This is a genomic window from Pseudoalteromonas sp. PA2MD11 (assembly GCF_017808125.1).
GTDB classification, from domain to species: domain Bacteria; phylum Pseudomonadota; class Gammaproteobacteria; order Enterobacterales; family Alteromonadaceae; genus Pseudoalteromonas; species Pseudoalteromonas simplex.
This window is the reverse complement of sequence record NZ_JADKNF010000012.1, coordinates 118,537-138,438: the sequence shown is the minus strand read 5'-3', so window position 1 is coordinate 138,438 and position 19,902 is coordinate 118,537. Positions and strand designations below refer to the sequence as shown.

The window sequence follows — 19,902 nt, the reverse complement described above, 5'->3', positions numbered from 1 at the left end:
TTTTTTAAGCAGCATAATGAACGCAAAAAAACCAGATCGTGTCACTGCTATGTACCAGCTCATCGCGCAAGTTAAAGATGAGCTGCCTCTGTACGAGCCCGATACCTTTTTTTGCGGCCCTAATAACTCCTGCGTAGGTTGCCCCAAAAAGCTTATGGAACTTGTTGATACTGAGCTATGTTACTGGGAGCACCAACTGAGCATTGGCACCATCCCTCATTTTAATGAAATATCTCGCTTTGCAAAACTATGTAAAAATGTCAGACGCGGATTAGTCAGAAACAATCTCGTATCGCCCTGAGCAATGCATTGCATCTGCTTTACCAATTAAATACCACGTTTGTGATAATTGAGGCTGCAGTTGGATATAAGATAAATGCGTGATCCACACATTGATCAAATGCGCCCCTGCATGAGTTGGTAATCTTACAGAGATTAATGTGCCCTTTTCACCTTGCCAGCTCACCTCTTTGACATGTTCAATCTGTACTTTTAATTGATTCACAAAACTACTTTGGCAAAGGGCATTTTTTGCAAGACCAACACGGTTAGCCCTGAGCATAAGTGAAACGGTTTGCAGCTCTGTATGATGAGCATTTAATCGGGTAAAGCAGCGCTGCTGCCCCACCTGATACTCACTTAACCCTAACTCATAATGATGCGCAATGACTGTGGCACTAAAGGTAGATACAAACTCACTGGCTGAACGCACAGCCTTAACCGCTTGTTGCTGCTCGGTAGGTAAGCCGGCTTGTTGGTAATAACGCAAACCACTTTCGACGGGGTAAGCTTGCCAAACTTGATTATCACCTTGCTTTAACTGTAAAAGTGTTGAGTCTGCGAGTGCTAATATGTCTTCAAACTGATGACACGCAACTAAGGCTGCTGCATTAGCTAATTTTAAATAATGACGAATAACCGCAATACAATGATGTTTGCTAGTTTGATCTAAGCCACAAAGCACTTCATCCAAAAGTAACAAAGGTGCTCCTTTTAGCATGGCTAGCAACAATGCAACACGCTGTTTTTGACCACCGCTTAATTGCTGGCACGGGGTTGTTAATTTATTGCTTATTCCTAATGGTTCAATAGCCCAGCTCACATCAAAAGGGGTCGCTTGCTGCTGAATAACTAACTTAATGAGTTTAGCCACAGTGATACCGCTAAATGGCAAAGCAGATTGGGTCACATAAGCAATATGGCGCTGATAGGTGGGTAAACGTTCTTGCGGCTCAGCCGCCACTTTAATACTTCCCAAGCACGGAGATAAACCTGCTATGGCATTAAATAAACTTGTTTTGCCAGCACCGCTAGGAGCCAACAAAACCGCAATGTGTTGGCTTTCAAGTGAGCAAATAAAATGCTGCTTAACAGGTTGCTCAATGGTGATATTTAAATCAGCTACAGTGTCTTTGAACGCTACGTCAGTCACATTGACCTCGCAAAGCCGTGCTAGCTAGTTCATTCATTTGAGTACTTTGTCGTTGCCACCACTGACAAACAAAAACCGTCACAAACGAAAAAACCAGCATTAGCCCTGCTAATGAGTCTGCTGCTTGTAAATCTAAACTTTCTACATGATCAAAAATAGCGAGCGATACAACCTGTGTTTCCCCAGGAATATTACCACCAATCATTAATATTACTCCAAACTCACCAATCGTGTGGGCAAAGCTCAATGTTGCCGCTGTTAATAATGTTGGCTTGATAGTCGGTAATAAAATTAAAAAAAACTGCTTTACAGGTGAAAAGCCGAGCAATGAACCGGCCTGATATAAATCAGTGGGCAATTGCTCAAAAGCACTTTGTAACGGCCTAAATGTAAAAGGTAAACTATAGATCATTGATGCTAAAAAAATACCTGAAAAGCTAAACACCAATTGCACACCTAACACTTCATTCAACCAAAGCCCAAGCCCTTGATTAGGAGAAAAAAGAACTAAAAAATAATAACCAATCACTGTTGGCGGCAAGACTAACGGTAAGGTCACGAGCGTTTCGATTAAAGGCTTTACGCCATGCCGACTGCGCGCCAACCAATACGCACACGGTACGCAGATCACAAGCAAGCTTAAGGTTGTTAACGAAGCGAGCTTAAGGGTTAAATAAATCGCCTGTAAATCGCCTTCACTCATGGCAATTTATAACCCATTTTTTGAATTAAAGTATGAGCAGGCTTGCTTTGCATAAACTCAAAAAAAGCACGGGCATGGCTTGATGTTGAGAGCAGTAGTACATCTTGCGTGATAGGCTCATACCAGCTTTGTGGAATTTCAATCGCTTTAGCTTGCTGCTGTGGCTGCAATACGCTTTTCGCAACAAAACCCAAATCAGCATGGCCACTGTCAACATATTGAAAAGCATGTAGCACCGAGTTGCCTCTGATAAGACGCTTTGGTTTAAATTGTAGTTGCTCAAGCGTCTGAATTGCCGCTTTTCCGTAAGGCGCATATTTAGGGTTTGCAATGGCCAGCGTTAAATTGCGGGCATTGCTTGTTAATTGTTCGAGAGTTACATCTTGCTTATTTGCATACAAAACTAATACACCCGCAGCGTATTGAGCTGTTTCGATACCTATTCCTTGTTTATTCAGGCGTGCGGGGTAAGCTTTATCAGCAGAAAAAAACAAATCAAATGGCGCACCATGCATAATTTGCGTCGCCAATGTTCCCGAAGAAGCCGTTGATACTTTAATTGCAATGGGCTGATCATAGGCTGCAATAAATAACGCAGTTAGCTGCTCCATTGTGGCACTAAAATTTGCTGAGCAGGCTATGGTTAATTGTGCGCTTGAGTTATCGGCCCTTGCTGTTTTAATTACAAGTACACTGACTAACAGTAAAACAAAATATCCATGCTTAAAAAATTGACGCATTTTAGCCCCACTGTGCTGCTGCGATCGTGTCCTTATGGTTTGCTTCAACCCAGCGAGTTTGCTCTCCTTCAATGTGCTCTTTTTTCCAAAATGGGGCATTGGTTTTTAATAAATCCATCAGGTACTCGGCAGCTTCAAATGCTGCTTCTCGATGTGCGCTCGACACTGCCACAAGTACTATTTGATCTTGTAGAGACAACTTCCCTACTCGATGAATAAGGGTTACTTTTTCTATCGGCCATAATTCTAGTGCTTGGTTTTCAAGCTGCTGTAAATACTTTGTTGTCATGGCCGGATAATGCTCAAGGTATAAATCATGGACTTTATGGCCTTGATTTAAATCCCGTACGCGCCCTACAAACAACACCACCGCTCCAGATGTGCTGTCATCAGCTACCAAAGCTTGGTATTCTTCCCCTAAATCAAAATCTTGCTCTTGAACTCGGATCATTATTATCCTCCGGTTACCGGTGGGAACATAGCTATTTCATCCTGTAGCTCAATGTGTGTTTGCTCATCTACCAATTCTTGATTAACAGCAACAAGTACATCTTTATTAAGCAGCCAGTCGTGCCATTGTGGGCTTTTTTGGGCAAGTTGCTGCTTTAACGCCTGAACAGATAAGCCAGCTGCATCAACAACCAGAGTGTCACACCCTAGATGCTCCCTTAATTGGGCAAAAAATAACACCTTATTCATTTACTAGCTCCTCGTTGCTTCGCTGATAAGTACCTCGCTGGCCACCCGTTTTGTATGTCACACATAACGCATCAACCGTCATTGCCTGATCAACCGCTTTGCACATATCAATCATTGTTAATGCTGCAACTGATACGGCGGTTAACGCCTCCATCTCAACACCGGTTTGCCCCGCTAACTTACAATAGCTATTAATTTGAACCGTTGAATTTAGCTCATCAATAGTAAATTCAACCGCCACTTTGCTTAATGCCAAAGGGTGGCAAAGAGGAATTAAATCCGCTGTTTTTTTAGCTGCTTGAATGCCTGCAATTCTGGCAACCGCTAACACATCGCCTTTTTTAAGTTGATTTTGACAAATCAGTGCCAAGGTATTGGCCTGCATTTTTACAATAGCCTGCGCTTTAGCTTCTCTGATTGTGACTGCTTTATTTGCCACATCAACCATTGCAGCTTGGCCTGTTTCATCAATATGCGTTAACTGCATTAGCCTTCACCTCGCGATCCACATTGCGTTGAACTCACCTGCTTTAATTGTGCAACAAAATTACAGGGGCCATGACGGCTATCTAATTGTTCAACTAAAATATGCTGCCAAGCAGTTTCACACGCCTTTGGGCTACCCGGCATGGCAACCACTAAAGTACCATTTGCCATCCCTGCCAACGCATTTGATTGTAGTGTTGAAGTGCCTATTTGCTGATACGAAACATGTCTAAACAGCTCACCAAAACCATTGATTTGTTTATCGAATAGTCCTTCAATGGCTCGCGGGGTAACATCATCATGAGTCAGGCCTGTGCCACCAGCAATTAACACCACTTGTACACTCTCGCTCGCTATCCAATTTGCAACCTGAGCACGTACTTGATATGGATTAGCTTTGCTGATCACTCGCTCTTGTATACGATGCCCGCTTTCAACAATGAGCTTTACGAGTAACTTTCCCGCAGTGTCTTGTTCTATTGAGCGCGTATTACTTACGGTTAATAAAACAATATTTAGCGGGATAAATGACTGTGATGTTGCCCGTCCCATGCTCGCTCCTTATTTATCATTAAATGTTGCGCCAACTGCCATTGCTGCGGTGTATTAGAATTAAGTAACTCATATTTAGCTAAGTTGTTTTGCTTAAACCTTAATGGCTTAGCTTCTATCGCCTGTAAAAAACCATTTATTGAGCGTTTTCCATGTTGTAAACGCTGCATACATTGCGCTTTAGCAACTTCTAAATCAGATAGGTAGCAAGGTAATGCACTGGATTCGAAATAACACGAATGCCCCTGCGTTCTGCCAAACTGAATAAGAGCTGCAATGCTGCGTGACTCAATTAAAGGCATATCTACAGGGATCACAACCGCTTCGTGGCACTGGTAAGCAGCTAAACAGGCTTGGATCCCCGCCAAAGGCCCTTGCTGTGAAAACTGATCAGTAATAAAACCTGCTTCGTTACGGCTAATCGCTATTTGCTCACAGCCAGCATCAACCAAGCAATCAGTTGCTCGCTGCAATTGTGTCTTTCCTTGCACGGTAAGCATTGCTTTATCTGTCCCCATACGTCGCGACTGCCCACCAGCAAGCACAATACCTAATACCATTTTAGCCCCCTAACATTGCCAGCTGTTTAGTCAGCCCAGCATTGCCGTTGTGCAATTGATGTCCATGCCACTTACTAAGAACACTGCTTGATAAGTGCAGTTTTAAGCCTTCAATATCTTGGTTTGCAATCCAAGGCATCAAATCATCATTGGCTTCGCCAAATAAACATAAATGTAACTTACCGTCAGCGGATACTCTGAGCCGATTACAACTGGCACAAAAATCTTTACTGTAAGGCATTATGAGTCCAATCGTACCGGCATAATTTGGATGGTAAAATTCTTCTGCGGGGCCAGCGTTTGGCTCTTTTGGTAATACACGCCAACCTGATGTTAATAGCTGCTGTTTTAAGGTTTCACCACGTACATGCTGCTCGCTAAAATAGGCTTGATTATCACCGGTTTGCATCAGTTCAATAAATCGAAAACTAACGGCTTTATCTTTGATATAGTTAAGAAATTGCTGCAATTCCTTGCCATTATATTGCTTGAGCAAAACAGCATTTAATTTTACTTTTTTTATACCCAACGTAAGTGCTTTATCAACACACGCTAACACCTCTTTAAGGCTATTACTGCCTGTGATTTGTGCGAAAGTATGCGGGTTTAAACTATCGGCACTGAGGTTTAAGTTAGTTAAGCCGCTGTCTACAAGACGAGGAAGTTTGTCGAGTAAACGATAGCCATTGGTGGTTAATGCAACAGTATGTATGCCCGATGTTTGTCGGCACATAGCAATGATTTCTGGTAGGTCACGTCTTAATGTTGGCTCGCCGCCTGTTAGGCGAATTTTTTCAGTGCCTGCTTTAGCAAATGCAGCCACTAAAATTCGCAACTGCTCAACATTAAGTGTTTTAGGGCGTGAATCACACTGATAGCCATCTGGTAAACAGTAATTACACTTAAAGTTACATACTTCAGTAACTGACAAGCGTAAATAACTAAATTTTCTATTAAAACTATCTTGCAACATTACAGCCTTTCCAAATCGGGAGGCCTATACATTTCTCTATAAACCCGGTGGTAAACCACGGTACAGCCACCATGCTCAGAAAGTTTAGGTGGAAGTACTTCAGCGTTAAACTGGTTTAAGCTTAGAGAGTTAGCAAAAAAAACACTATACAAAAGAGGGGGTGGTTGAACCTACCCCAAAGGTGGTAAGGGTATATTTTTATTAATATAAAAATTACAAATCAATATTCAATAATTCTGAGTTCCTCCCACAGGGCGAAATACCAATTTCACTTCAGCGCCACCAGATTTGCTGTCTTCAACAAATAACTCGCCGTGTAAGTGCTTTGCTCTTTCTTGCATGATAGCCATACCATAATGGTTAAGCTTATCTCGACTGTTGCTAAGACCTATACCATCATCTTTAACCAACAACTCAACATGCTTATCAGCCCCTAGAGTAAGACTGATCCAAGCATTATTTCCTTGACTGTGATGTACACAATTTTGGCTTGCTTCTCGGGCTATTTGTAATAAATGGATTTCTTCCATCGGTGATAAGGGCACTTCACTTATCTTAAAGTTTAGATGAAACTGCATATTGCTCTGATCTGCCAGTTGCTCTATGGTTTTTTCTAGCGCCGCTTCAAGCCCTTCTCCCACCATTTTTAAGCGGAAAGTGGTTAACAACTCCCGCAACTGTCGGTATGCCGCATCTAATCCTGTTTTTAATTCATCAATAATAGGCTGTTGCAGTTCATATTTTTCTTTTTCTTGCGTTTTGGTTAAACGGGTTACTTGGATTTTCAAATAGGAGAGTGCTTGCGCTAGTGAGTCGTGTAACTCTCTAGCAATCACTGTGCGCTCATGTAAAAGTGCAATTCTTCGAGACTGATCTTGCTGATCATGTAAATTTAACGACAGTGCGACTTGATCAGCAACAGACTGAACCAATTGTACTTGCCAAGAATCTGAGCTAAATTTTTCTGAGCCACGTAAAACAATAACACCGTAGTTGCGACTTCCATACAGTAATGGAAAGCGCGTTACAGTTGGTTGGTCAACTAAAATAAACGCCCCATTTCCTGTGCATTGACCACAATCTTGGTTGGCACAAAATGGATGTTCATCAGTGCTTGGCTTGATTTGGCTATAGGGTCTATCGCCACTTGCCGTCATCAAGCAAAGCTCAATATCTTCAACCTCAATCAACTCAGCTAACTCATCAAACGTGTGTTGAAAGTTGAGCTTTTCTTGTGGTGTTTCTAACAACATGCGCACTGTTTTGAACAAAAATGATAAGGCTTGATTATTCAATTCAAGCTCTTTGGTTTGTTCTTTCACTCGCCGCTCTAACTGCCCATACATTGATGCGATTGCATTACATGTGTGGTTTAGCGTTGCTCCTAATAACGCAAGTTCATCATCTCCTTTGAGGTTTACGTGGTATGTAAAGTTTCCTTTGCCAATTGCATAGGCCGCATGGGTTAGTTCAGCCATTGGTTTCTCAACTCTGAGACTGATCAAATGCAAAGTAAAAATTCCCACTAATAAAGTAATAAACAATGCAGCAAGTTGTATCGAACGCAGTAATCGTATTTTATTCTCGGCCTGAACTTGCACCTCTGATACAAACTTGTCTGCATACCCTGCCAGTAAAATTACCTGCTGATGTAAATGAGCCTTGTCTTCAATTGAACCTGTTTGCAAGGTGGGTTTTAGATTTTGATGCCAATGCGTTACTAGTGACTGCCACAAGGGCGATAAGTGAGGGTCATCTTGTAGCTTAATAAATATTGGGTCTTGTAGTTTATCCTCAAACAATTTGATTTGTGCAGCTAACTGCTCCTGCTGCTGTTCTAATCTCAGCATACCAAGCTGATATGACTCCATACGCAACGAGCCACTCAAGTTTATAGCGCGCGCATCCAAATCAGCTAACTCAGTGATCCAATACGACGAGAATAACGTGCATATTGCTAAACTAATAATCCCGACTAAGGAGCCCTTGATGTAAATCATCACCGAGCCATTGAACGTACTTTTTAGTTCTTTGAGTCGAATACCCACAATAAATTCTCACCCTTTCACTTTTATAAAACCATAACGCTTGAATGATACCAAGGCCACTATTTTCACCATAAACACGTAAAAATGACACTACCTATTTGTGGGTATCTTTATTATTTTCATTGACTTACATCATATTGAGATAGTGACCTACATCAATGTACTGTACAGCCGAAGCACTATATTAAGTTTCGCAATGTAGCTGTCTGCTAGTCGAAGTGCCTATGGGTAGCGCACTAAAATTGAGCAGGATAGGAGAATAAGTAAATGAGCCATTTCTTGAATAAAATGCGCTTTTTCAAGACTAACAAGCAGAGTTTTGCAGGTGGTCACGGTGTCACAACTGATGAAAATCGCGATTGGGAAGACGGTTATCGCCGTCGTTGGCAACATGATAAAATTGTACGTTCTACACATGGTGTAAACTGCACAGGGTCATGTAGCTGGAAAATATATGTTAAAGACGGATTAGTCACCTGGGAAACTCAGCAGACAGACTATCCACGTACCCGCCCTGATTTACCTAATCATGAGCCACGCGGTTGTCCTCGTGGTGCAAGTTACTCTTGGTATATCTACAGCGCTAACCGCCTAAAATACCCTAAAGTAAGACAAGTGTTATTAAAACTTTGGCGTGAAGCAAAGCAAGCACACTCAGATCCGGTACTTGCTTGGGAGTCAATTGTTACAAATCCTGAAAAAGCGAAAAGCTACAAGTCAAAACGCGGTTTAGGTGGCTTTGTTCGTGCAAAATGGGATGAAGTAAATGAGATCATTGCTGCATCAAATGTCTATACCGCCAAAAAATATGGGCCAGATCGCATCATGGGATTCTCGCCTATCCCTGCAATGAGTATGGTTAGCTACGCTGCGGGTTCTCGTTACTTATCTTTAATTGGTGGTAACTGTTTAAGTTTCTATGATTGGTATTGTGACCTACCACCTGCATCACCACAGATTTGGGGCGAGCAAACTGACGTTCCTGAATCTGCAGACTGGTATAACTCAAATTATATCATCGCATGGGGTTCAAATGTGCCACAAACACGAACTCCTGATGCTCACTTCTTTACCGAAGTGCGCTATAAAGGCACCAAAACCGTCGTAATCACCTCTGACTATTCAGAGTGTTCTAAATTGTCTGATATGTGGCTAGCACCTAAGCAAGGCACAGATGCAGCACTTGCTATGGCTTTTGGCCATGTGATCTTAAAAGAATTCCATATCGACAAGCCAAGCGCGTATTTTACTGACTATGTACGTCGTTATACCGATATGCCAATGCTAGTTAAGCTTGATAAATCAGATAAAGGCTATACACAAGGGGCTTTCTTACGTGCTGCCGACTTAGCCGATAACTTAGGACAAGATAACAATCCAAAATGGAAAACCATTGGCTTTGATGAAACAAGCGGTCAATTAGTTTCGCCTACAGGTGCAATTGGTTACCGCTGGGGTGAAAAAGGCAAGTGGAATATTGAACAGCGTGACGGTAAAACAGGGGATGACCTTAAACTTGCGCTAAGCCTTAAAGATCATGCAGATAGCACTGAGTCTGTGTTATTCCCTTACTTTGGCGCGCAAGCTCACGAGCTGGGTTATTTCCATCATACTGAGCATGATGAAATTCAAGTCCGTAAAGTACCAGTTAAAACCGTTACTTTAAGTGATGGCAGTGAAGCACTTGTTGCGACAGTTTTTGACTTAATGATTGCACATTACGGTGTAGATAACGGCTTAGACGATCCTAACGTTGCAAAAGATTTTCACGATGATGTGCCTTACACTCCGGGCTGGCAAGAAAAAATCACCGGTGTGAATGCCGACCATGTTATCCAAATTGCCCGCGAATTTGCTGACAATGCAGACAAAACAAAAGGCCGCAGTATGGTCATTGTGGGCGCCGGCTTAAATCACTGGTACAACATGGATATGAACTACCGTGGCCTTATCAACATGCTGATGCTGTGTGGCTGTGTGGGTCAATCAGGTGGCGGCTGGGCTCACTATGTAGGGCAAGAAAAACTACGCCCACAATGTGGCTGGTTACCATTAGCGTTTGGTTTAGACTGGCAACGCCCGCCACGTCAAATGAACGGCACTTCGTTTTTCTACAATCACTCCGATCAGTGGCGCTACGAAAAACTCGAAATGACCGAAGTGCTATCACCCCTAGCAGATAAAGAAAAATGGTCAGCCTCAATTATCGACTACAACACCCGCGCAGAACGCATGGGCTGGCTACCATCTGCACCACAATTAGGTATGAACCCATTACAGTTATGTAAAGATGCAGAAAAAGCAGGACTATCACCTAAAGATTATGCAGTTCAACAGCTAAAATCAGGGGATTTAAAATTTGCCTGTGAAGATCCTGATAACCCACAAAACTTCCCACACAATATGTTTGTTTGGCGTTCAAACTTACTAGGTTCATCAGGTAAAGGGCATGAGTACATGCTGCGTCACTTCTTAGGCACCAAACATGGCCTGCAAGGTAAAGATCTTGGTGAAAGTGGTGATAAAAAACCTGAAGATGTTGTTTGGCACGACAATGCGCCAGAAGGCAAGGTCGACTTATGGGTCACACTTGATTTTCGTATGTCAACCACTTGCTTGTATTCAGACATCGTTTTACCAACAGCAACGTGGTACGAAAAAGACGATATGAATACATCAGATATGCACCCGTTTATTCATCCGCTTTCAAAAGCCGTTGATCCGGTGTGGGAGTCTCGCTCTGATTGGGATATTTTCAAAGGAATTGCGAAAAAATTCTCTGCCTTATGTGAAGGCCACTTAGGGGTTGAAAACGATCTTGTTACATTACCGCTAATGCATGACACTCCGGGAGAGCTTGCTCAACCTGATGGCGTTGCAATGTGGTGGAAAGATGAGTGCGATCTTATCCCTGGGGTTACTGCGCCTAATATGTTAGTTGTTGAGCGCGACTACCCTAACACCTACAACCGTTTTACCTCACTCGGGCCATTAATGGACAAACTCGGTAATGGCGGTAAAGGCATTAATTGGAACACTCAAACAGAAGTTAATTTCTTAGGAGAGCTTAACTACACCCACACAGAAGACGGCCCGCATAAAGGGCGTCCAAAAATTGAGACCGCAATTGATGCTGCAGAGGTGATCTTAAGTCTTGCTCCAGAAACAAATGGTCATGTAGCTGTAAAAGCATGGTCAGCACTGGGTGAGTTTACAGGTCGAGACCATACTCACTTAGCAAAACCTAAAGAGGAAGAAAAAATCCGCTTTAGAGATATCCAAGCTCAGCCGCGTAAGATCATCAGTTCACCAACCTGGTCAGGGTTAGAAGACGAACATGTGTCTTACAACGCAGGTTATACCAATGTGCACGAATTAATTCCTTGGCGCACAGTAACAGGCCGCCAGCAGTTCTATCAAGATCACCAATGGATGCGTGATTTTGGTGAAACCATGGTGTCTTACAAACCGCCGGTCAACTTAAAGACAACACAACCTTTACTTGGCAAAAAACCAAATGGCAATAAAGAGTTAACACTGAACTGGATCACACCACACCAAAAATGGGGTATCCACTCAACCTACTCTGACAACTTGTTAATGCTCACCCTGAGTCGAGGCGGTCCAATTGTGTGGATCAGTGAAGTTGACGCAAAAGAAGGCGATATCAAAGATAACGACTGGATAGAAGTGTTTAACGTAAACGGCGCAATTGCCGCACGTGCTGTTGTTTCACAACGTGTACCGCAAGGTATGAGCATGATGTATCACGCACAAGAACGTATCGTTAACACCCCTGGCTCAGAAGTCTCTGGTACACGCGGTGGTATACACAACTCGGTAACCCGTGCAGTTATGAAGCCAACGCACATGATTGGTGGTTACGCGCAACAAGCTTACGGCTTTAACTACTATGGCACCGTAGGTTGTAACCGTGATGAGTTTGTTATTGTCCGCAAGATGGACAAAGTTGATTGGTTAGATAACGAGTAGCCGAGGATAGAATTATGAAAGTACGTGCACAAATAGGCATGGTCTTAAATTTAGACAAATGTATCGGCTGTCATACCTGCTCGATCACCTGTAAAAATGTGTGGACTAGCCGCGAAGGTGTTGAATACGCTTGGTTTAATAACGTTGAAAGTAAACCAGGTATTGGTTATCCAAAAGAATGGGAAAACCAAGAAAAATGGCATGGCGGCTGGAAACGCAATAAAAATGGTACGTTAGAGCCACGCCAGGGTAATAAACGCCGTTTATTAGCCAATATTTTTTCAAATCCAGATTTACCTGAGATTGATGATTACTACGAGCCGTTTGATTTTGACTATCAGCACCTGCACAACGCACCTGATAGCAAACATCAACCGGTGGCTCGTCCACGCTCATTGATCACCGGTCAACGCATGGAAAAAATCAATTGGGGACCAAACTGGGAAGAGATCTTAGGGACTGAGTTCTCTGAGCGTAAAAAAGACAAGAACTTCGATGATGTTGTTCAAAAAGATATTTACGGCCAGTTTGAAAAAACCTTCATGATGTACTTGCCACGTCTTTGTGAGCACTGCATCAATCCAGCGTGTGTAGCGAGCTGTCCTTCGGGCGCAATTTATAAACGTGAAGAAGATGGCATTGTATTGATTGACCAAGACAAATGTCGTGGTTGGCGAATGTGTGTTTCAGGCTGCCCGTACAAAAAAATCTATTACAACTGGAAGTCAGGTAAATCAGAAAAATGTATTTTCTGCTTCCCACGTATTGAAGCGGGTCAACCAACTGTCTGCTCTGAAACCTGTGTAGGCCGTATTCGCTACTTAGGTGTTCTTTTATACGATGCTGATCGCATTGAAGAAGTCGCCAGCGTACCGAACGAGCAAGATCTCTACCCAGCTCAGCTCAGCATGTTCTTAGATCCAAATGACCCTGAGGTTATCGAAGCTGCGCGCAAAGAGGGGATCCCTGAAACTTGGCTAGAAGCGGCACGTCAGTCACCAGTTTATAAAATGGCGATGGACTGGAAAGTTGCACTGCCTCTACACCCTGAATACAGAACATTACCTATGGTGTGGTATATCCCGCCACTGTCACCAATTCAAACAGCGGTTGAAGCAGGTCATGTTGGTATGAGTGGCGTGATCCCAGACCTTAAATCGCTGCGAATTCCGATGCGCTACTTAGCTAACCTACTTACCGCAGGCGATGAAAAGCCTGTTATTAGGGCACTTGAACGCATGATTGCAATGCGAGCGTTTAAGCGTTCACAACAGGTTGAAGGCGTTGAAGATATTGAAGTTCTTAAACAAGCAGGCTTAACCGCCGAGCAAGTTGAACAAATGTATCGCTACATGGCAATTGCTAACTATGAAGATCGTTTTGTGATCCCATCAAGCCATAAATCTTATGCAGCAGATGCCTATGATATGAAAAATGGCTGTGGCTTTAGTTTTGGTAACGGCTGTAGTGACGGCAACAATGGTGTGAATCTGTTTGGCGGAAAAAAACAAACCGTTAAGCAAATCATTCCTGTAGAAATAAAGGAGTAAACGATGCAAGTATTAAGCGTACTCTCTCATTTACTTGATTACCCTACACAGTCGTTGGTTGAAGCCGAAGCTGAGTTAATCAAGATTGTTAATCAAAGCTCATTAAATGATGACAATAAAACAGCACTCACAGCATTTATTCAACAGCAATGCCAAGGCGACTTAATGGATTGGCAAGCACAGTACGATGGCCTGTTTGAGCGTGGTCGCGCGCTAGGTTTGTGGCTTTTTGAACACGTTCACGGCGAAAGCCGTGACCGTGGTCAGGCCATGGTCGATTTAATTGAACAATATAAACAAGCAGGGCTTGAGCTAAACCTCAACGAATTACCTGACTACATTCCGCTATTTTTGGATTTCTTAGCAACACAAGGGAGCGAGAATGCTCGAGAGTGGTTATCTGAGGTTGAGCATATCCTTGCTTTACTTATGTGCCGACTCGAAAAACGAGAAAGTAACTATGCCATTGTTTTTTCGAGCTTACTTGATATTGCCCAAAGTAACATAGATTTAAATGCACTCAGAGCACAAATCAATGAAGAAAAACGAGACGATACAAAGCAAGCGATTGATAAAGAATGGGAAGAAGAAGCCGTCACGTTTGGCGCTCAAGATGCAACAAACTGCCCTAGTTCGGTTAATCGCCCACTTGAGACACAACGCAAAGATCAATATGTTCCAGTTTCCTGGACTGACTTTAATCAACAGGCCAGTTAGGGGTATACCATGAGTTATTTAAATACGTTACTTTTTGGAATTTATCCATACATTACTTTAGCGGTATTCATTATTGCCTCAATCATTCGTTATGACAGAGAACAATACACATGGAAAACCGGATCAAGCCAATTACTTGAAAGCAAAGAGCTAAAACGAGGTAGCCGTGCTTTTCATATTGGTGTCATCATGGTGTTATTGGGTCACTTTGTTGGCTTACTGACACCCGCAGAGGTATGGCATGTGGTTGGGATTGAAGCCAGCCATAAACAATTAATTGCAATGGGCCTTGGAGGGGTATTTGGTCTACTGTGTTTTTATGGTTTAACAATCTTAATTAAACGCCGCTTAACCAACCCACGGATCAGAGCAACGAGCAGCAAAATGGATATTGCCGTATTACTGCTACTTTATGTGCAATTGATTTTAGGGTTACTGTCAATTTTTGTCTCTGCAGGTCATTTAGACGGTGCAGAAATGCTACTGCTAATGAGCTGGGCGCAAAATATTGTCACCTTAGACGGTGCAGAAGCCGCTGCGGCAATAGCACAAGTGCACTGGATTTATAAGCTTCACGTATTTTTAGGAATGAGCTTATTTTTAGTCTTCCCATTTAGCCGTTTAGTGCACATTGCCAGCGTACCAATTCAGTATCTATCTCGTAGTTACCAAGTTGTTCGTAGCAAATCTTAATATCTTAGCTGCCAATTAACCCTTTTAGTTGGCAGCCTTCCTTTTAGCAATATCCAGTGCAGAGGTGACCATGATCACAGTCAATAATCATACTATCAGCGAATCCGATATTCTGCATGAAATGCAGTACCACCCAGCAAATGACCACCGAGCAGCAATGGTCAATGCTGCTGAAAGTTTAATCATTGGGGAGTTATTACAACAACGCGCGTCACATTTAAAATTAACGGATCATGCTAACAAAGGTTCAAGTACTTTATCAGAGCAGCAGCAAAATGATCTCTTAAACCAGTTAATCAAAAAAGAAGTATTCATTCCGACTGCATCCGAACAAGAGTGCAAACATTACTATAATCAAAATAAAGCAAAGTTCACCACCCCACCATTGATTGCAGCACGCCATATTTTACTAGCAGCGCCACACGAAGATGAACACGCACGCGCAACAGCATTCACACTCGCAGAGCACATTATTGCAACCTTAGTGCAAGGCGCCGACTTTAGTGAACTTGCAAAATTACATTCCAAATGCGACTCAGCCACATTAGGCGGGCAACTAGGGCAACTCTCTAAAGGGCAAACAGTTAGTGAATTCGAGCGCCCCGTGTTTAGTGCTGATGAAGGGTTGATCAACTACCCAATCGAAACCCGTTTTGGCTATCATATTGTCTATGTTGATTTTAAAGAAGATGGTAAACAACTGCCTTATGAAGCCGTCAAGTTACGCATTCAAAACTACTTAAATAAAAAAGTAGAACGTAAAGCCATCGCGCAATATATCCAATTACTAATTGCTGATGCAAAAATCGAAGGGTTTGATTTTAATGTAAGCAGTAGCCCTTTAGTACAATAGCTTTAAAGACATAAGGCGAGTTGAAAGTCCATGGTCGCAAGCTAACAATGAGTTAGAACAAGAAACCGATTTCAACTAGCAAGCTTGAGCTAAACAGGTCAAATACAGTACACTGTACTACATTGTAAAGGCTTGCTGGAGTAGCGCTCCCGCAGGCCTATTTATTTTGTATAGAGACAGATCATGGCGCAAACTCGCGGAAATTTATTTATCTTGTCAGCTCCATCAGGGGCTGGTAAATCAAGCTTAATTGGTGCTTTACTAAAGAAACACAGCGATATGAAGGTATCGGTTTCGCACACCACTCGCTCACCTCGTCCGGGTGAAGAAAACGGTGTGCACTATCACTTTGTTTCTGTGGATGAGTTCAAAGCGCTAATTGAGAAAAATGACTTTTTTGAATGGGCGCAAGTGTTTGATAACTACTATGGTACGTCTAAGCAAGCAATCGAAAGCCAACTTGAAGCAGGTATTGACGTATTTTTAGATATCGATTGGCAAGGTGCTCAGCAAATCCGCAAATTAGTTGATGATGTTGAGACTATCTTTATTCTTCCACCATCAAAAGAAGAACTTGAATCGCGCTTAAATAACCGTGGTCAAGACTCTGCTGAGGTGATCGCAGGAAGAATGGCAAAAGCACAATCAGAAACATCACACTATAATGAGTATGATTATGTTGTTGTTAATGATGACTTTGATACTGCGCTTACAGAAATCGAAACGATCGTTATGGCTAAACGTTTATCGTTAAAAAGCCAAGCTGTGCGCCATCAGGCGTTATTAGAGAACTTACTTAAGTAATACTTTTTTAAGAATAAGATAAAAATTAACCACAAGCTATTGGCGAATTTAACTTGGTACAGTAAACTACGCCTTTGCTTAAGAATTTATTTGGAGTGCTAAGATGGCTCGCGTAACTGTTGAAGATGCAGTAGATGCAATTGGTAATCGTTTTGACTTAATTTTAGTTGCGGCTCGTCGTGCCCGCCAAATCGCGGTTGGTGGTAAAGATCCACTCGTTGATGCTGAAAATGACAAACCAACGGTTATTGCTTTACGTGAAATTGAGAAAGGGTTAGTAGATAGCTCTTCTATGGACTTAATTGATCGTGAAGAACAACAACATCAAGAAGCAGCAGAAATGGCTGCTGTGGCTGCTATCGTAGGTGGCAACCAGTAATCAAGCTCCCCGCTTTGATTTAGCTATACGGCTAGTATTTCTACACTAGCCGTTGGCAAGCCCTTCTTTTCATCGTATATTCTATTCATACCGTTACCGATTTACTTCATTTGCGCATTGGAGTGTGACTTTGTATCTATTCGAAGGCCTCAAAAAGAAAATATCCGAATACTTACCACCTGCTGATATTGAGCTGGTACAAAAAGCATACGTGGTCGCTCGCGAAGCCCACGAAGGCCAAACACGCTCAAGTGGCGAGCCTTATATCACCCACCCTGTCGAAGTGACACAAATACTTGCCGGCATGCACTTAGACCACGAAACGCTGATGGCTGCCCTGATGCATGACGTGATTGAAGATACTGACTTTAGCCAACAAGACTTAGCTGAAATTTTTGGCGACACGGTTGCCGAGCTTGTTGAAGGGGTGAGTAAGCTAGATAAACTCAGCTTTAAAGATAAAAAAGAATTCCAAGCCGAAAACTACCGCAAAATGATCATGGCGATGACGCAAGATATTCGCGTGATCTTAATTAAATTGGCTGACCGTACTCACAACATGCGTACTTTAGGCGCACTGCGCCCTGACAAACGCCGTCGCATTGCCCGTGAAACCCTAGAGATTTACGCACCAATTGCGAACCGCCTTGGTATTCACGATATTAAAAATGAATTAGAAGATTTAGGCTTTCAAGCGTTATACCCGATGCGCCATCGCGCATTAAGATCAGAAGTAGTCAAAGCACGTGGTAACCGTAAAGAAGTTATCAGTAATATTAAAACTGAAATTGAAGCGCGTTTAGAAGAGTCTGGCATCGAAGCAACTATATCTGGCCGCGAAAAACACCTTTATAGCATTTACAAAAAAATGCTTAATAAAGAGCTGTCGTTTAACGAAGTGATGGATATCTACGCGTTTCGTATCAATGTTGATAATATGGATACCTGTTATCGCGTATTAGGTGTTGCGCATAACCTTTACAAGCCAATCGAAACTCGCTTTAAAGATTATATTGCTGTACCAAAAACTAACGGCTATCAGTCGCTTCATACCTCATTAGTTGGCCCTCATGGTATTCCTGTTGAGATTCAAATTCGTACCCACGATATGGATCATATGGCAGATAAAGGGGTCGCTGCTCACTGGATGTATAAAAAAGCCGGTGATAATGCAGGCCACACAGCACAACAACGTGCTCGCCAATGGATGCAAAGCTTACTGGAACTTCAGCAAAGCGCTGGTTCGTCTTTTGAGTTTGTTGAAAACGTTAAAACAGAGCTATTCCCTGAAGAGATCTATGTTTTCACGCCAGATGGCCGTATCGTTGAGCTACCAATGGGTGCGACAGCAGTCGACTTTGCTTATGCAGTTCATACTGATGTAGGTAATACCTGTGTGGGAGCACGCGTTAACCGTAAACCTCACCCACTCAGCAAAGCGCTTGATACAGGGCAAACGGTCGAAATCATCACCAGCTCTGGAGCGCACCCTAATGCAACTTGGTTAAACTTTGTTGTAACAGGTAAAGCACGTTTAGGTATTCGCAATTACCTGAAGAGCCAACAGCATGAAGAAGCCATGCTGCTCGGTCGACGTTTACTAGACTCAGCACTTGGTGAAACCAAACTGGATGATATTCCAGATGAAAACATTCGCCGTGTACTTCAAGAGCATGAACTAAATACCGTCCTTGAGCTACTAGTCGAAATAGGCTCAGGTAATCTCATGAGTGTGCTTATTGCAAAACGCTTGATGCAAGTTGATGCAGACGACCTAGACGACCTAGCACAAAAAGCAAAAGCGACCATCATAGGTACTGAAGGCATGTTAGTTAATTACTCTAAATGCTGCCGCCCAGTCCCGGGTGATGCAATTACAGCTTATATAAGCCAAGGTAAAGGCCTTACGGTTCACCGCCAAGAATGTAAAAATATTCGTGGTTGGGAAAAAGAGCGCTCAAAATACCTCGTTGTAAAATGGGACGATAACCCAGAGAAAGAATATATTGCTGCCCTTCGTATTGAGATTATTAATCACCAAGGTGCGCTGGCTAAATTAACCAATGTTGTTGCCTCAACCCAAGCCAATATTGTTGAAATAGCGACTGACGAAAAAGAAAGTAATTTATACATGATAGATTTAGGCATCACGGTTAAAAACCGCGTTCATGTTGCTAACATTATGCGCCGCATTCGCGTTATGCCTGATGTGCAAAGAGTCTATCGTAAAAAGTAACAAGGATAATCATGAACAAATCTTTTATTTCTACTGATAATGCGCCTGCAGCTATCGGTACTTACAGCCAAGCAGTTAAAGTAGGCACGGCTGTTTATTTATCAGGTCAAATTCCACTTGTACCAGAAACAATGGAAGTGATCTCTGAAGACTTCACTGAGCAAACTCACCAAGTATTCAAAAACCTAACAGCTGTTTGCCAAGCTGCCGGCGGCCAAATTCAAGACATGGTGAAAGTAAATATCTTTCTAACTGACTTATCTAACTTTGCGATTGTCAACGAAGTAATGAGCCAGTACTTTAAGCAACCATACCCTGCACGCGCCGCAATTGGCGTACGTGCGTTACCAAAAGGTGTGCAAGTTGAGATTGACGGTATCATGGAGCTACCTTCAACAAACTAATCAGCCCTGCCAGCAACACAAAGTTGCTGGCACTTTTTTAGAAAAAGTTATTACTTCCCTCACCCGAAATTCTTGACTCA

20 protein-coding genes and 1 riboswitch are annotated in these 19,902 nt (G+C 42.6%); of the genes, 10 read left to right on the top strand and 10 right to left on the bottom strand.

Features of this window, described 5'->3' with window-relative positions; all coding sequences use genetic code 11:
* Positions 1-16 precede the first annotated feature (16 nt).
* Complete coding sequence (locus ISP07_RS20610; protein WP_166339487.1) at positions 17-301, top strand: hypothetical protein; 285 nt, start codon at positions 17-19, stop codon at positions 299-301.
* Here the strand turns inward: ISP07_RS20610 and ISP07_RS14100 are convergent.
* The 10 genes from ISP07_RS14100 to ISP07_RS14055 form a co-directional block, all read right to left on the bottom strand.
* On the bottom strand, positions 272-1,432 hold the full coding sequence (locus ISP07_RS14100; RefSeq protein ID WP_209327966.1) for an ATP-binding cassette domain-containing protein: 1,161 nt from the start codon (positions 1,430-1,432) through the stop codon (positions 272-274). The genes ISP07_RS20610 and ISP07_RS14100 overlap by 30 nt on opposite strands.
* Positions 1,425-2,135 (bottom strand): molybdate ABC transporter permease subunit, encoded by a 711-nt coding sequence (modB, locus tag ISP07_RS14095; protein WP_209327965.1) that lies wholly within the window; start codon positions 2,133-2,135, stop codon positions 1,425-1,427. Before modB ends, ISP07_RS14100 begins: the two co-directional genes overlap by 8 nt.
* Positions 2,132-2,875, bottom strand: a complete 744-nt coding sequence (gene modA / locus ISP07_RS14090) for a molybdate ABC transporter substrate-binding protein (protein ID WP_209327964.1) — start codon at positions 2,873-2,875, stop codon at positions 2,132-2,134. The genes modB and modA overlap by 4 nt, the downstream gene beginning before the upstream one ends.
* Before the next feature lies 1 nt (position 2,876).
* Complete coding sequence (locus tag ISP07_RS14085) at positions 2,877-3,326, bottom strand: molybdenum cofactor biosynthesis protein MoaE (protein WP_209327963.1); 450 nt, start codon at positions 3,324-3,326, stop codon at positions 2,877-2,879.
* A gap of 2 nt (positions 3,327-3,328) precedes the next feature.
* Positions 3,329-3,574 carry a molybdopterin converting factor subunit 1 gene (gene moaD, locus ISP07_RS14080; RefSeq protein WP_209327962.1) on the bottom strand — a complete coding sequence of 82 codons (246 nt, stop codon included), beginning with the start codon at positions 3,572-3,574 and terminating at the stop codon, positions 3,329-3,331.
* Positions 3,567-4,061 (bottom strand): cyclic pyranopterin monophosphate synthase MoaC, encoded by a 495-nt coding sequence (gene moaC / locus ISP07_RS14075; RefSeq protein WP_166339499.1) that lies wholly within the window; start codon positions 4,059-4,061, stop codon positions 3,567-3,569. The genes moaD and moaC overlap by 8 nt, the downstream gene beginning before the upstream one ends.
* Positions 4,061-4,612: a molybdenum cofactor biosynthesis protein B gene (gene moaB, locus ISP07_RS14070; RefSeq protein ID WP_209327961.1), complete on the bottom strand. Its 552-nt coding sequence runs from the start codon at positions 4,610-4,612 to the stop codon at positions 4,061-4,063. The genes moaC and moaB overlap by 1 nt, the downstream gene beginning before the upstream one ends.
* The gene (gene mobA, locus ISP07_RS14065) at positions 4,576-5,172 is read right to left on the bottom strand and encodes a molybdenum cofactor guanylyltransferase (protein WP_209327960.1); all 597 of its coding nucleotides are present in this window, start codon (positions 5,170-5,172) and stop codon (positions 4,576-4,578) included. Before mobA ends, moaB begins: the two co-directional genes overlap by 37 nt.
* 1 nt (position 5,173) lies before the next feature.
* Positions 5,174-6,145: a GTP 3',8-cyclase MoaA gene (gene moaA / locus ISP07_RS14060; RefSeq protein ID WP_209327959.1), complete on the bottom strand. Its 972-nt coding sequence runs from the start codon at positions 6,143-6,145 to the stop codon at positions 5,174-5,176.
* Positions 6,133-6,262: riboswitch (molybdenum cofactor riboswitch) on the bottom strand. It overlaps the preceding gene by 13 nt.
* A gap of 110 nt (positions 6,263-6,372) precedes the next feature.
* Positions 6,373-8,193 (bottom strand): histidine kinase, encoded by a 1,821-nt coding sequence (locus tag ISP07_RS14055; protein WP_209327958.1) that lies wholly within the window; start codon positions 8,191-8,193, stop codon positions 6,373-6,375.
* A 267-nt stretch (positions 8,194-8,460) separates the two neighbouring features.
* Here ISP07_RS14055 and ISP07_RS14050 point away from each other — a divergent pair, with 267 nt between their 5' ends.
* The 9 genes from ISP07_RS14050 (at position 8,461) to ISP07_RS14010 (ending at position 19,822) form a co-directional block, all read left to right on the top strand.
* Positions 8,461-12,186: a nitrate reductase subunit alpha gene (locus tag ISP07_RS14050; protein WP_209327957.1), complete on the top strand. Its 3,726-nt coding sequence runs from the start codon at positions 8,461-8,463 to the stop codon at positions 12,184-12,186.
* Positions 12,187-12,200: 14 nt separating this feature from the next.
* Positions 12,201-13,736, top strand: coding sequence for a nitrate reductase subunit beta (gene narH, locus ISP07_RS14045; protein ID WP_166339509.1), 1,536 nt, complete (start codon positions 12,201-12,203; stop codon positions 13,734-13,736).
* Positions 13,737-13,739: 3 nt separating this feature from the next.
* A complete protein-coding gene (gene narJ / locus ISP07_RS14040) occupies positions 13,740-14,453 on the top strand; it encodes a nitrate reductase molybdenum cofactor assembly chaperone (RefSeq protein WP_209327956.1) in 714 nt (237 codons plus the stop codon).
* 9 nt (positions 14,454-14,462) lie between these two features.
* Positions 14,463-15,146 carry a respiratory nitrate reductase subunit gamma gene (narI, locus tag ISP07_RS14035; protein ID WP_166339513.1) on the top strand — a complete coding sequence of 228 codons (684 nt, stop codon included), beginning with the start codon at positions 14,463-14,465 and terminating at the stop codon, positions 15,144-15,146.
* Between the two features lie 70 nt (positions 15,147-15,216).
* Positions 15,217-15,999 carry a peptidylprolyl isomerase gene (locus ISP07_RS14030; RefSeq protein WP_209327955.1) on the top strand — a complete coding sequence of 261 codons (783 nt, stop codon included), beginning with the start codon at positions 15,217-15,219 and terminating at the stop codon, positions 15,997-15,999.
* Between the two features lie 183 nt (positions 16,000-16,182).
* Complete coding sequence (gene gmk, locus ISP07_RS14025; RefSeq protein ID WP_199529940.1) at positions 16,183-16,803, top strand: guanylate kinase; 621 nt, start codon at positions 16,183-16,185, stop codon at positions 16,801-16,803.
* A gap of 103 nt (positions 16,804-16,906) precedes the next feature.
* Positions 16,907-17,182: a DNA-directed RNA polymerase subunit omega gene (rpoZ, locus tag ISP07_RS14020; protein WP_054554225.1), complete on the top strand. Its 276-nt coding sequence runs from the start codon at positions 16,907-16,909 to the stop codon at positions 17,180-17,182.
* Positions 17,183-17,312: 130 nt separating this feature from the next.
* Positions 17,313-19,418 carry a bifunctional GTP diphosphokinase/guanosine-3',5'-bis pyrophosphate 3'-pyrophosphohydrolase gene (spoT, locus tag ISP07_RS14015; RefSeq protein ID WP_199529939.1) on the top strand — a complete coding sequence of 702 codons (2,106 nt, stop codon included), beginning with the start codon at positions 17,313-17,315 and terminating at the stop codon, positions 19,416-19,418.
* Between the two features lie 11 nt (positions 19,419-19,429).
* On the top strand, positions 19,430-19,822 hold the full coding sequence (locus ISP07_RS14010) for a RidA family protein (RefSeq protein ID WP_054554223.1): 393 nt from the start codon (positions 19,430-19,432) through the stop codon (positions 19,820-19,822).
* The last annotated feature ends 80 nt before the right edge of the window (positions 19,823-19,902 follow it).